The organism is Mycobacterium sp., assembly GCF_049278535.1.
Classification (GTDB): domain Bacteria; phylum Actinomycetota; class Actinomycetes; order Mycobacteriales; family Mycobacteriaceae; genus Mycobacterium.
In genome coordinates this window covers 1-12,343 of sequence record NZ_JBAPMI010000242.1, presented here as the reverse complement: position 1 = coordinate 12,343, position 12,343 = coordinate 1, and the positions used below count along the sequence as shown (strand labels likewise).

The following is a 12,343-nucleotide window of genomic DNA, read 5'->3' as shown; positions in this document are numbered from 1 at the left end:
ACATAAGGCAACTGCGACAAGAACATCGTCGCGTTGTCTCCGTCCGGGCACCGCAGGGTCCCCGAGGCGTACGGCCACAATTCGGCCAGGCTGCGCAGCAGCGTGGTCTTGCCGGCACCCGACTGGCCGGTAATCACCAGCGACTGGCCGGATTCCAGACGCACGTCCAGCACGTCGACCAGCGGGTCACCGTCGGGCGTGCGTACCTCGACACCGTCGAATTCGACTGACCCGTCGTCGGTGGGCCGGGTGAGCACGGCGGGCAGGTCCCGACCCTTGGCGTTGGCATCGACCAATCCATACAACCGGAGGATGGCCGCGCGGAAGGCGGCAAATGCGTCGTACTGGTTGCGGAAGAACGACAGCGAGTCGTGGATCTCACCGAATGCGGTGGCCGTCTGCCCGACATCACCGAAGGCGATCTGACCGGCGAACAGCCGCGGTGCTTGAATTACCCACGGCAACGGGACAATTGCCTGTGACATCGACCAGTTCCAGCCGTTGAACACGATGGTCCGGCGAACAAACCCGCGATAGTTGGTGATGATCGGGACGAAGCGCCCCCACAGCTGCGCTCGCTCAATCCGTTCGCCGCGGTAGAAGCCGACCGCCTCGGCGGCATCGCGTAACCGGACCAGCGCATAGCGGAATGCGGCGTTGAGTTTCTCGTTGTTGAAGCTCAGCCAGATCAGCGGACGCCCGAGCCAGAACGCGACACTCGTGGCAATCAGCACGTACACCAAGACAATCCAGAACATCGCGCGGGGAATCTGAAGACCGAAGACGTCCAGGCGACCCGACAGGTGCCACAGAATCGCGGCGAACGACACCACCGCTACCACTGCACGCACTGCGCCGAACAGCAGCGTGTTGGCAGTCTCGTTGGACGGGATGTTTGGAGTCGCGCCCACCCCGGTCGTGAAGATGTCGACGTCCTGCTGGATCCGCTGGTCGGGGTTGTCAATGGTGTTGTCGATGAACAGGTCCCGGTAGTAGGCCCGCCCGTTCAGCCAGTCGTCGGTGAGGTGGGCGGTCAGCCACATACGCCAGGCGATGATGAACCGCTGCGTCAGGTAGATGTCGACCAACAAGCGCATGATGAACAGCGACGCCAGCACGCTGAAGTGCACCAGCGACATATAAAAGCCGTGCATTCCAGAGTGTTTGATCTCGTCGTTGCCCAGGGCGGTGCCCTCGAACGCCGTTTGCAGCGAGCTGTACAGGTCATTGCTCTGATAGCTGAGCAGGACCGTCAGGCGCACCGACAGCAGAACCAACAACAGCAATGCCGCCAAATGCAGCCACACGCGCACCGATTGCCGTCCGGTGAAATAGGCGCCGGTGATCCGCCAGTACTGGCGGCCCCATGGGGTGAGATAGCGCAGCAGGAGCAATACCACCAGGACGCATACCGCGGCGATCGCCCAGCCCCTGGCGAGCCACCACATCGTTTCCGGGGCCGCCACGGACCAGTCGATAGACGGCTTGAACGGCTTTGGCTCCAAGATCACGTCTCCTTGCTTACGAGGCTGTCCGGTCGACGTCTCGTGGATGCTTCCCCGCGAAAGTACCCCAGGCCGGCCGATAGGCTGCGCCCATGAGCAACGACGCCGAGGACACCTTCCATGCCGGCCGGCTCATCGCCCGCCGGCTGAAATGCAGCGGAATCGACACCGTCTTCACGTTATCCGGCGGTCATCTGTTCTCGCTCTACGACGGTTGTCGCAGCGAGGGGATCCGGCTGGTCGATACCCGCCATGAGCAGACCGCGGCGTTCGCAGCCGAAGGCTGGTCGAAGGTGACTCGCCAGCCGGGTGTGGCCGCGCTGACGGCGGGCCCGGGCGTGACGAACGGGATGAGCGCAATGGCTGCCGCCCAGCAGAACTCCTCGCCGCTACTGGTTCTCGGCGGCCGGGCGCCCGCGGGACGCTGGGGGATGGGATCGCTGCAGGAGATCGACCATGTGCCGTTCGTGGCGCCGCTGACCCGATTCGCCGCCACCGCGCCGTCCGCCGACGCCGTCAGCGGCCTCATCGACGACGCGCTGCGCGCGACGGTCGGCGCGCCATCGGGGGTGGCGTTCATCGACTTTCCCATGGACCACGTCTTTTCCGTCGCCGCCGACACGGGACAGCCCGGCGCTCTGACCACGTTGCCGCCGCCGACCCTGCCGGACGGTGACGCGCTCGACCGCGCGGTCAGCCTGCTGGCCGCCGCGCAACGGCCGGTCATCATGGCCGGCACCAACGTCTGGTGGGGTCACGCCGAAGCGGCGCTGTTGCGACTGGCCGAGCAACGACAAATCCCGGTCCTGATGAATGGCATGGCCCGCGGCGCCGTGCCCGCCGACCATCCGCTGGCATTCTCGCGGGCGCGCTCAAAAGCGTTGGGGGAGGCCGATGTTGCGGTCGTCATCGGGGTTCCGATGGATTTCCGGCTGGGATTCGGCGGTGTATTCGGGCGGGACACCCAGTTGATCGTGGCCGATCGGGTGCGGCCCGAGCGCGAACACCCGCGGCCGGTCGCCGCCGAGCTGTACGGCGACCTGTCGTCAACCTTGAGCGTCCTGAGCGATGCCGACCCGGCCAGTCACAAGGAGTGGGTCGCCGAGCTGCGGGCCACCGAGGCCGCGGCGCGCGAGAGTGAACACGACGAGCTCGCCGACGACCGCAGCCCGCTGCACCCGATGCGGGTGTACGCAGAGCTCGCGCCGCTGCTGGACCGCGACGCGATCATCGTCGTCGACGCCGGCGACTTCGGCTCCTACGCCGGCCGGGTGATCGACAGCTTCGTCCCCGGTGCGTGGCTCGACAGCGGCCCGTTCGGATGCCTCGGCTCAGGTCCTGGCTATGCGCTGGCCGCCAAGCTGGCCCGGCCAGACCGACAGGTCGTCCTGCTGCAAGGCGACGGTGCCTTCGGATTCAGCGGCATGGAATGGGACACGCTGGCCAGGCACGAGGTTCCGGTCGTCTCGGTGATCGGCAACAACGGCATCTGGGCGCTCGAGCATCACCCGATGAAAGCGCTGTACGGCTATTCGGTGGTGGCCGAGCTGCGGGCCGGTACCCGCTACGACGAGGTGGTGCGTGCGCTGGGTGGGCACGGCGAGCTGGTCTCGACTACTGCCGAGCTCCGGCCGGCGTTGACACGTGCTCTGGGCAGCGGTCTACCCGCCGTCGTCAACGTGCTCACCGATCCTGAGGTCGCCTATCCCCGCCGGTCCAATCTGGCGTGACCGGCCTGACGTACCGTTGACCTGTGCCAAAGACCACCAGCTCTTCGTCCGGACGCACGAGCAGCCGCTTCTGGCGTCTGCTCGGCGCCACCACCGAGAAGACCCAGGGCCGCTCACTGGCCCAGGTCACCGCATCGGCCGAGTATGACGAGAAAGCCGCCGACCTCGACGACGAGCAGTTGTGCAAAGCCGCGGGTCTGCTCGACCTGGACGACCTGGCCGAGGCCGACGACATCCCACAGTTCCTGGCCATCGCGCGGGAGGCCGCCGAACGCGCCACCGGGCTGAGGCCGTTCGACGTGCAGCTGCTCGGCGCGCTGCGCATGCTGGCCGGGGATGTCATCGAGATGGCAACCGGTGAGGGCAAAACGCTGGCCGGGGCGATTGCCGCTGCCGGCTACGCGTTGGGTGGCCGGCACGTTCACGTCGTGACCATCAACGACTATCTGGCCCGCCGCGACGCCGAGTGGATGGGCCCACTGCTGGAGGCGCTGGGCGTCGCGGTCGGCTGGGTAACCGGCGAATCGACCGCCGAGGAGCGTCGCGCGGCCTACAAGTGCAATGTCACCTATGCATCGGTCAACGAGATCGGCTTCGACGTGCTGCGCGATCAGCTGGTCACCAACGTCGACGACCTGGTGTCACCCAACCCGGACGTCGCGCTGATCGATGAAGCCGACTCGGTGCTGGTCGACGAGGCGTTGGTGCCGCTGGTGCTGGCCGGCACCAGCCATCGCGAGAAGCCGCGGCTGGAGATCATCCGGCTGGTCGGCGAGTTGCACGCCGGCGACGACTACGACACCGACTCCGACGGCCGCAACGTCCACCTGACCGAGGCCGGCGCGCACAAACTCGAAAAGCAGCTTGGCGGAATCGATCTCTACTCCGAGGAGCACGTCGGCACCACGCTCACCGAGGTCAACGTTGCGCTGCACGCACACGTTCTGCTGCACCGCGACGTGCACTACATCGTCCGCGACGACGCCGTGCACCTGATCAACGCCTCCCGCGGCCGCATCGCCCAGCTGCAACGCTGGCCGGACGGCCTGCAGGCCGCGGTCGAAGCCAAAGAGGGCATCGAAACCACCGAAACCGGCGAAGTACTCGACACCATCACCGTGCAGGCACTGATCAACCGGTACCCGACCGTGTGCGGCATGACCGGAACCGCTTTGGCCGCAGGCGAACAGCTGCGCCAGTTCTACAAATTGGGTGTGTCCCCGATCGCGCCGAACACACCCAACATTCGCGAGGACGAAACCGACCGCGTCTACATCACCGCCGCAGCGAAGATCGACGCGATCATCGCGCACATCATCGAGATCCACGAAACCGGACAGCCCGTGCTGGTCGGCACTCACGACGTCGCCGAATCCGAGGAGCTGCACGAACGGTTGCAGCGTCGCGGTGTGCCGGCGGTGGTGCTCAACGCCAAGAACGACGCCGAAGAAGCCGCGGTGATCGCCGAGGCCGGCAAGCTCGGAGCAGTCACGGTGTCCACGCAGATGGCGGGTCGCGGAACCGACATCCGGCTGGGCGGCTCCGATGAGGCCGACCACGAGAAGGTGGTCGAACTCGGCGGTCTGCATGTCGTCGGCACTGGCCGCTACCACACCGAACGCCTGGATAACCAGCTGCGCGGCCGCGCAGGCCGGCAAGGCGACCCAGGTTCGTCGGCGTTCTTCTCCAGCTGGGAAGACGACGTCGCCGCGGCCAACCTCGAGCCCAACAAGCTGCCGATGCAGACGGACGAGGACGGCCGCATCGTCAGTAACAAGGTCGCCGGACTTCTCGAGCACGCCCAGCGCGTCGCCGAGGGCCGTCTGCTCGACGTGCACGCCAACACCTGGCGCTACAACCAGCTGATCGCCCAGCAGCGCGCGATCATCGTCGAGCGGCGCAACACGCTGCTCAGCACCGCCGCGGCTCGGGACGAGCTGGCCGCGCTGGCCCCCGATCGTTACGACGAACTGTCAGAGCAGCTTTCCGAAGATCAGCTGGAGACGATCAGCCGGCTGATCATGCTTTATCACCTCGATCGCGGGTGGGCCGACCACCTTGCCTATCTGGCCGACATTCGGGAAAGCATCCATCTACGCGCGCTGGGACGGCAAAACCCGCTCGACGAGTTCCACCGGATGGCCGTGGACGCGTTCGCGTCACTGGCCGCCGACGCAATCGAAGCGGCTCAGCAGACCTTTGAGACCTCGCCGTCGATCGAGGACGAACCGGGCGTAGATCTGTCGAAGTTGGCCCGTCCGACGTCGACGTGGACTTACATGGTGCACGACAACCCGCTGGCCGACGACTCGCTTTCCGCCCTGAGCCTGCCCGGCATCTTCAGATAAGGTCACCGCACATGAACCGGCCGCCTGCCCACGACCGGCTCCTGACGGTGCCCAACGTGCTCAGCGGACTCCGTCTGGCATTGATCCCGGTCTTCATTTATCTGCTTCTGGTCACCCACGCCTACGCCTGGGCGGTGGCCATTCTGATGTTCAGCGGCGCCTCGGACTGGGCGGACGGCAAGATCGCCCGGCTGATGAACCAGTCCTCGAAACTCGGGGCGTATCTCGATCCGTTCGTCGACCGGCTGTACATGGTGACCACGCCGATCGCGTTCGGACTGGCGCACGTCCTGCCGTGGTGGATCATCGCCATCCTGCTCGTCCGCGATGTACTGCTGGCCGCCGAACTGCCACTGTTGCGCACCCGCGGCATCACCGCATTGCCGGTGATCTACGTCGGCAAGGCGGCGACGTTTGCGTTGATGTCGGCGTTCCCGTTGATCTTGCTGGGTCAGTGGGACGCGTTGTGGAGTCGCATCGTATTAGCTTGCGGCTGGGCGTTTTTGATCTGGGGCACCTACATGTATCTGTGGTCATTCTTCGTGTATGCGTGGCAGGTGGTCATGGTGCTGAACCGGATGCCGCCGGTGAAGGCCCGCGATGGCTGACCAGGCGCTCGGCGGCTACGACCCCTATTCCGGCCTCAGCGCACACGATGCCGGACGGCCGCAACTGATCCCGGTGCCTTCGCTGCTGCGGGCCCTGCTCTCTGAGCACCTGGATCCCGGCTATGCGGCCGCGGCAGCCCAGCGGGACCGCAGCAACGACCCACAGACCGGTCGAGCCCGTGCCCTGGGATGGATGTGGCAGGCACTGGCCGCGTTTCTGGTGGCCACGGTGTTCGCCGCGGCCGTCGCCCAGGCCCGGCTGGTCGCGCCGGGAGTCAGTGCCGCGCAACGAGTGCTGGCCGCCGGCGTGCGCTCGGAAGAGTCGACGACCGGCGCGCTCACCACACAGCGCAATACGCTTGCCGCACAACGCGATGAGGTCCAACGACGCACGCTGGCCGCAGACGCCGCCGGTCGGCAGCTGCTCGCCCGCCTCGACCGGCTCAGCCTGGCCGCCGCGAGCACCCCGGTCACCGGTCCGGGTCTGAGCGTGACCGTCACCGAGCCAAGTGTGGCGCCGAACCTGTCCGACGTGTCCAAGCAGCGGGTCGCCGGCAGCCAGCAGATCATCCTCGACCGGGACTTGCAGCTGGTGGTCAACGCGTTGTGGGCCAGCGGCGCAGAGGCGATCTCCGTCGACGGGATTCGGATCGGGCCGAACGTGACGATCCGGCAGGCCGGCGGCGCGATCCTGGTCGACAACAACCCCACCAGCAGCCCGTATGCGGTCCTTGCGGTCGGGCCGCCGCACGCCATGCAAGACGTGTTCGACAGCAGTCCGGGGCTGCGCCGGCTGCGACTCCTGGAGACCTCGTACGGCGTCGGCGTGAACGTCAGCGCCAAGGACAGCCTCACGCTGCCGGCAGGGGCGGTCCGAGATGTCAAGTTCGCCAAAGAGATTGGGTCCTAGTGCAAAGAATCCAGACAGTAGGGGCACAGCGCCGATGATCGGTATCGCAGCATTGGCCGTCGGGATCGTGCTGGGCCTGGTGTTCCATCCCAGCGTGCCGGAGCTCGTCCAGCCGTACCTGCCGATCGCGGTGGTCGCCGCGCTCGACGCGGTGTTCGGCGGATTGCGAGCCTACTTGGAGCGGATCTTCGATCCGAAGGTGTTCGTGGTGTCGTTCGTCTTCAACGTGTTGGTCGCAGCGCTGGTCGTCTATGTCGGCGACCAATTGGGCGTCGGCACGCAATTGTCGACTGCGATCATCGTCGTGCTAGGTATCCGCATCTTCGGCAACGCCGCGGCCCTGCGACGCCGACTATTCGGGGCTTAACGGGTATGAGGCCGACATGAGCGACACCGATCCGCAGCCTGACGACACCTCCGCGCACGAGCACGGTGCCGATGAGGATGAGCAGCAGGGCCGGCATGAACTGGGGCCGCACCAACCGGCACCGGCGATCGGCGACTTGAAACCTCGCGGATTTCTGCGGCGCGGCCGCACCGCCTTCGGCACGCTGGCCCTGGTGCTCTGCCTGCTGCTGGGCGTGGCCATCGCAACCCAGGTGCGCCAAACCAATTCGGGGGACTCGCTGGATACGGCCCGTCCAGCGGACCTGCTGGTGCTGTTGGATTCTCTCCGTCAACGCGAAGCGACACTGAGCACCGAAGTCGGCGAACTGCAGCGCTCGTTGAACGCATTGCAGGCTTCGGGCAGCAGCGACCAGGCCGCCATCCAGAATGCTCAGGACCGGCTGGCGGCGTTGTCGATCCTGATCGGCACTGTCGGGGCAACCGGACCCGGTGTGACCGCGCGGATCGACGACCCCGGGCCGGGAGTGGCGCCGCAGGCCATGCTCGACGTCCTCGACGAATTACGGGCCGCCGGCGCAGAGGCGATCCAGATCAGCGACCAGCACCAGGCGGTGCGAACCGGCCTGGATACCTGGATCGTCGGCGCGCCCGGCGCGTTGACCGTCGACGGTAGAACGCTCATGCCCCCGTATTCGGTTGTCGCCATTGGCGATCCACCGACCCTGGCTGCGGCCATGAACATCCCCGGCGGCGCGGTGGACAGCGTCAAGCGCGTCGGTGGCACCATGTCGGTGCAGCAGGGGGACAAGGTGAACATCACCGCCTTGCGGCAACCAAAACCGCGCCAATACGCTCAGCCCGTCAAGAAGTAACCAACCAGAACAGGAACACCGTGAGCGAAATCCCGCCTGACTTGCACTACACCGCCGAGCACGAGTGGATTCGGCGAACTGGCGACGACGCCGTCCGGGTGGGGATCACAGACTTCGCCCAGGCCGCTCTCGGTGATGTGGTGTTCGTCCGGTTGCCGGATGTAGGTAGCGAGCTGACTGCTGGGGACGCCTTCGGCGAAGTGGAATCGACTAAGTCGGTATCGGACTTGTACGCGCCGGTTACGGCGAAAGTCGTTGCTGTGAACCAGGATTTGGATGCCAACCCCGAGCTGGTCAACTCCGATCCGTATGGCGGCGGCTGGCTGATTGACCTCCAGGTCGCGCCCGACGCGCTGCAGAAGGGTTTCGCCGACCTGCTGGACGCCGAGACCTACCGCGGCACGCTGGCCGAATGACCCTTGTTATCGTTCCCTGCGCCCGGCACAGACGCATGCCGGACCAGGGCCGGAATCCGGCGGCGATCAGATGTCGCCGCCGATCCGGCGGGGGACGGCACATTGGACTCCTGTGCGCGGTACGGTCGTCACATCGACGGTCACAGCGGGTGGGAATCCGGTCGGCCGGACCCAACCAGACAACGCAGCAGCGGCCAGTGAGGAGCAGCGGGTGACGGACAAGGACAACGACCAGACTTCTGATGAAGTCACCGTGGAGACGACATCTGTTTTCCGCGCCGACTTCCTCAATGAACTGGACGCTCCCGCGCAGTCGGGCTCCGAGACCGCGGTGTCCGGTGTCGAAGGTCTGCCGGCCGGTTCGGCGTTGCTGGTCGTCAAGCGGGGGCCGAACGCCGGCTCGCGTTTCCTGCTCGACCAGCCGACCACCTCGGCCGGCCGTCATCCCGACAGCGACATCTTCCTCGACGACGTCACCGTCAGTCGTCGGCACGCTGAATTCCGGTTGGAAACCGACGAGTTCCACGTCGTCGACGTCGGCAGCCTCAACGGCACCTACGTCAACCGGGAGCCGGTCGACTCGGCTGTGCTGGCAAACGGCGACGAGGTTCAGATCGGGAAATTCCGCCTGGTCTTTTTGACCGGGCCCAAGGCTGGTGAAGACGGCGGAGGGCCCGGAAGCTAGTGACCGCGCCCGAGACCCCCGCGCTCAGCGGGATGTCGATCGGAGCGGTCCTCGACCTGCTACGGCCTGACTTCCCGGATGTGACGATCTCCAAGATCCGCTTCTTGGAAGCCGAGGGTCTCGTTACGCCGCAACGCGCGGCATCGGGTTATCGACGGTTCACCGCCTACGACTGCGCACGCCTTCGCTTCATTCTGACCGCCCAGCGTGACCAATACCTGCCGCTGAAGGTGATCAAAGCACAGCTGGACGCGCAACCCGACGGCGAGCTGCCGCTGGCCGGATCACCTTACGGTGTACCGCGATTGGTGTCGGTCGGCGATGACGTACACGCTGATTTGACCGCAGATCCCGCGGCGGTGCCGGCTACCCGCGTCCGAGTGAGCCGCGAGGATCTGCTGGAACGCTCCGGCGTGGACGACGAGCTGTTGACGGCGCTGGTCAAGGCTGGAGTGATCACCACCGGACCGGGCGGCTTTTTCGACGAGCATGCCGTGGTGATCCTGCAATGCGCCCGGGCACTCGCCGAGTACGGGGTCGAGCCACGTCATCTGCGGGCATTCCGCTCAGCCGCCGACCGGCAGTCCGACCTGATCGCCCAGATCGCCGGACCCCTCGTCAAGACCGGAAAAACCGGCTCGCGAGACCGCGCCGACGACCTTGCCCGCGAAGTCGCCGCCCTGGCGATCACGCTGCACACCTCGTTGATCAAGTCCGCAGTGCGCGACGTTCTCCACCGCTGAAGGACTAGACTTCAGAACCACAGCTTGCGTTCGGCGGCTTGGTGTTTGCACCGCGACGTCGTAGCAGGTCTGATCGGAGACGGCAGCACGTGCGGAGGGCAAACACAGATGGGTGAAGTTCGCGTCGTCGGCATCCGCGTCGAGCAGCCGCAGAACCAGCCGGTGCTGTTATTGCGCGAGGCCAACGGCGACCGCTACCTGCCGATCTGGATCGGTCAGTCAGAGGCCGCCGCGATCGCCCTCGAGCAACAAGGAGTCGAGCCACCGCGTCCGTTGACTCATGACCTGATCCGGGATCTTATTGCCGCGCTTGGTCATTCGCTCAAAGAGGTACGCATCGTCGACTTGCAAGAAGGCACCTTCTACGCCGACCTGATCTTCGACCGGAATATCACCGTTTCAGCGCGGCCATCGGACTCGGTGGCCATTGCTTTACGCGTTGGCGTACCGATCTACGTCGAGGAATCAGTCCTCGCGGAGGCCGGGTTGCTGATTCCCGATGAAAACGACGACGAGCCGTCCAGCGCCGTTCGCGAGGACGAGGTGGAGAAGTTCAAAGAGTTTCTGGACAGCGTCTCGCCCGACGATTTCAAGGCCACTTAACCCAGGCTGAGTCGAAATCGACGTCGGCCCGCAGGAAATGCGGGCCGCCCTCGTCGAGCAGGGATACTCGGGTCGGCAACATCACGGATGCGTCTCAACTGCGGGTTCGACCTCGACACGCCCATTGGATAGCGTGGCGTCACCGCCCCGACCGCCATACTTTGAATTCGACTGATTAGTTCTACGAACACCAGAGCGAGTCGAAAAGCGTATGCTCACAAGCACTCGATTGAGCAAACGCGGAAACCGGCAGCCCGTAACGAGCGCGATCGGCGAGAGGAAGCACCGTGGGTGACCAACCACGTGACGATCAACTGGATCTCGAGTCTTTGAGCGCACTCGACGACGGTTCAGCACCCCGGCCCGATCAGGCTATCCGCGTCTCAAGCGAACCCGTACAAGGCGGCTTGTTCCCAGACGATTCGGTGCCCGACGAGCTGGTCGGTTACCGCGGCCCGAGTGCCTGCCAAATCGCCGGCATCACGTATCGCCAGTTGGACTATTGGGCACGGACTTCACTGGTCGTGCCGTCGATCCGGAGCGCCGCCGGATCCGGCAGCCAGCGGCTGTACTCCTTCAAAGACATCCTGGTGCTCAAGATCGTCAAGCGGCTTCTCGACACCGGTATCTCGCTGCACAACATCCGCGTCGCTGTCGATCATCTGCGTCAGCGCGGTGTGCAGGACCTGGCCAACATCACGCTGTTCTCCGACGGCACCACGGTGTACGAGTGCACCTCGGCCGAAGAAGTCGTCGACCTGCTGCAAGGCGGCCAGGGCGTCTTCGGCATCGCCGTCTCCGGAGCGATGCGGGAGCTGACCGGCGCCATCGCGGATTTCCCCGGCGAACGTGCCGACGGTGGCGAGTCGATCGCCGCACCGGAAGACGAGCTGGCGTCGCGGCGCAAGCACCGTGACCGCAAGATCGGCTGACCCGCAACTTTCACGCCGGAGGCCGTTGTGGCCTCGGCAATGGGTAGACTCGACACCGCATCGTTCTTGCGCGGGAGAGTTCCGTGGCCGCCAGCCGCGGGCGCCGAAGGAGCAATACCTCTCCGTCAACCTCTCAGGCACCAGGACCGCGAAAGACCCCGATGCCTCTGGAAAGCGGTGACTTTCGGGTCGCCCGCCCATGGGGAAAGACATTCGGATGTCGAATCTCTCAGGCGCCCGGTTCGGGTAGACGACAGAGGGGGAGGACCTGCCTTCCTCTGTCATTGTCAGGAGTTCGCCGATGTCCGACTACAACAACCCGCTTTTCGCCGACCGGCACATCGGACCGGACAGCGATGCCGTCGCGACAATGCTCGAGGTCATCGGGGTCGATTCGCTGGACGAACTGGCTCGCCGGGCGCTGCCGCCGGGAATCCTCGACGGATTGACGAGTTCCGGATCGGCACCCGGTCTGGACCAGCTGCCGCCGGCGGCCAGTGAGGCCGAAGCGCTGGCTGAGCTGCGGGCGCTGGCCGATACGAACACCGTCGCGGTGTCGATGATCGGGCAGGGCTACTACGACACCTACACACCGCCGGTGTTGCTCCGCAATATCCTGGAGAATCCGGCCTGGTACACGGCC

General features: G+C 65.6%; 12 protein-coding genes, 1 pseudogene and 1 riboswitch. Of the genes and pseudogenes, 12 read left to right on the top strand and 1 reads right to left on the bottom strand.

Annotated elements, in window-relative coordinates; translation table 11 throughout:
- Positions 1-1,505 (bottom strand): ABC transporter ATP-binding protein/permease (locus WAO18_RS16630; RefSeq protein WP_422207349.1); only part of this gene is annotated, 1,505 nt, incomplete at its 3' end.
- Positions 1,506-1,597: 92 nt separating this feature from the next.
- Here WAO18_RS16630 and WAO18_RS16625 point away from each other — a divergent pair.
- The 12 genes and pseudogenes from WAO18_RS16625 to WAO18_RS16570 form a co-directional block, all read left to right on the top strand.
- Entirely contained in the window at positions 1,598-3,235 is a 1,638-nt protein-coding gene (locus WAO18_RS16625; RefSeq protein WP_422207348.1) for an acetolactate synthase, read from the top strand.
- A gap of 23 nt (positions 3,236-3,258) precedes the next feature.
- A complete protein-coding gene (gene secA2 / locus WAO18_RS16620) occupies positions 3,259-5,583 on the top strand; it encodes an accessory Sec system translocase SecA2 (protein ID WP_422207347.1) in 2,325 nt (774 codons plus the stop codon).
- Positions 5,584-5,594: 11 nt separating this feature from the next.
- The gene (locus tag WAO18_RS16615; RefSeq protein ID WP_422207346.1) at positions 5,595-6,191 is read left to right on the top strand and encodes a CDP-alcohol phosphatidyltransferase family protein; all 597 of its coding nucleotides are present in this window, start codon (positions 5,595-5,597) and stop codon (positions 6,189-6,191) included.
- Positions 6,184-7,101: a DUF881 domain-containing protein gene (locus tag WAO18_RS16610; protein ID WP_422207345.1), complete on the top strand. Its 918-nt coding sequence runs from the start codon at positions 6,184-6,186 to the stop codon at positions 7,099-7,101. The genes WAO18_RS16615 and WAO18_RS16610 overlap by 8 nt, the downstream gene beginning before the upstream one ends.
- 34 nt (positions 7,102-7,135) lie before the next feature.
- Positions 7,136-7,468 carry a small basic family protein gene (locus WAO18_RS16605; RefSeq protein ID WP_422207344.1) on the top strand — a complete coding sequence of 111 codons (333 nt, stop codon included), beginning with the start codon at positions 7,136-7,138 and terminating at the stop codon, positions 7,466-7,468.
- Positions 7,469-7,484: 16 nt separating this feature from the next.
- A complete protein-coding gene (locus WAO18_RS16600) occupies positions 7,485-8,321 on the top strand; it encodes a DUF881 domain-containing protein (RefSeq protein ID WP_422207343.1) in 837 nt (278 codons plus the stop codon).
- 20 nt (positions 8,322-8,341) lie between these two features.
- Positions 8,342-8,737 (top strand): glycine cleavage system protein GcvH, encoded by a 396-nt coding sequence (gene gcvH / locus WAO18_RS16595; RefSeq protein ID WP_422207342.1) that lies wholly within the window; start codon positions 8,342-8,344, stop codon positions 8,735-8,737.
- A gap of 211 nt (positions 8,738-8,948) precedes the next feature.
- Positions 8,949-9,422 (top strand): glycogen accumulation regulator GarA, encoded by a 474-nt coding sequence (garA, locus tag WAO18_RS16590; RefSeq protein ID WP_422207341.1) that lies wholly within the window; start codon positions 8,949-8,951, stop codon positions 9,420-9,422.
- Positions 9,422-10,165 carry a MerR family transcriptional regulator gene (locus WAO18_RS16585; protein ID WP_422207340.1) on the top strand — a complete coding sequence of 248 codons (744 nt, stop codon included), beginning with the start codon at positions 9,422-9,424 and terminating at the stop codon, positions 10,163-10,165. The genes garA and WAO18_RS16585 overlap by 1 nt, the downstream gene beginning before the upstream one ends.
- Positions 10,166-10,273: 108 nt before the next feature.
- Positions 10,274-10,768, top strand: a complete 495-nt coding sequence (locus WAO18_RS16580; protein ID WP_331517021.1) for a bifunctional nuclease family protein — start codon at positions 10,274-10,276, stop codon at positions 10,766-10,768.
- A gap of 287 nt (positions 10,769-11,055) precedes the next feature.
- Positions 11,056-11,700: a MerR family transcriptional regulator gene (locus WAO18_RS16575; RefSeq protein WP_422207339.1), complete on the top strand. Its 645-nt coding sequence runs from the start codon at positions 11,056-11,058 to the stop codon at positions 11,698-11,700.
- 61 nt (positions 11,701-11,761) lie between these two features.
- A riboswitch (glycine riboswitch) is annotated at positions 11,762-11,859 on the top strand.
- Between the two features lie 142 nt (positions 11,860-12,001).
- Positions 12,002-12,343: pseudogene (locus tag WAO18_RS16570) on the top strand (glycine dehydrogenase (aminomethyl-transferring)); the annotation flags it as partial.

Coding starts and splice junctions, on each gene's coding strand:
- WAO18_RS16605 (WP_422207344.1), top strand. CDS start 7,136: ATGATCGGTATCGCAGCATTGGCCGTCGGGATCGTGCTGGGCCTGGTG.
- WAO18_RS16580 (WP_331517021.1), top strand. CDS start 10,274: ATGGGTGAAGTTCGCGTCGTCGGCATCCGCGTCGAGCAGCCGCAGAAC.
- WAO18_RS16610 (WP_422207345.1), top strand. CDS start 6,184: ATGGCTGACCAGGCGCTCGGCGGCTACGACCCCTATTCCGGCCTCAGC.
- WAO18_RS16625 (WP_422207348.1), top strand. CDS start 1,598: ATGAGCAACGACGCCGAGGACACCTTCCATGCCGGCCGGCTCATCGCC.
- WAO18_RS16615 (WP_422207346.1), top strand. CDS start 5,595: ATGAACCGGCCGCCTGCCCACGACCGGCTCCTGACGGTGCCCAACGTG.
- WAO18_RS16600 (WP_422207343.1), top strand. CDS start 7,485: ATGAGCGACACCGATCCGCAGCCTGACGACACCTCCGCGCACGAGCAC.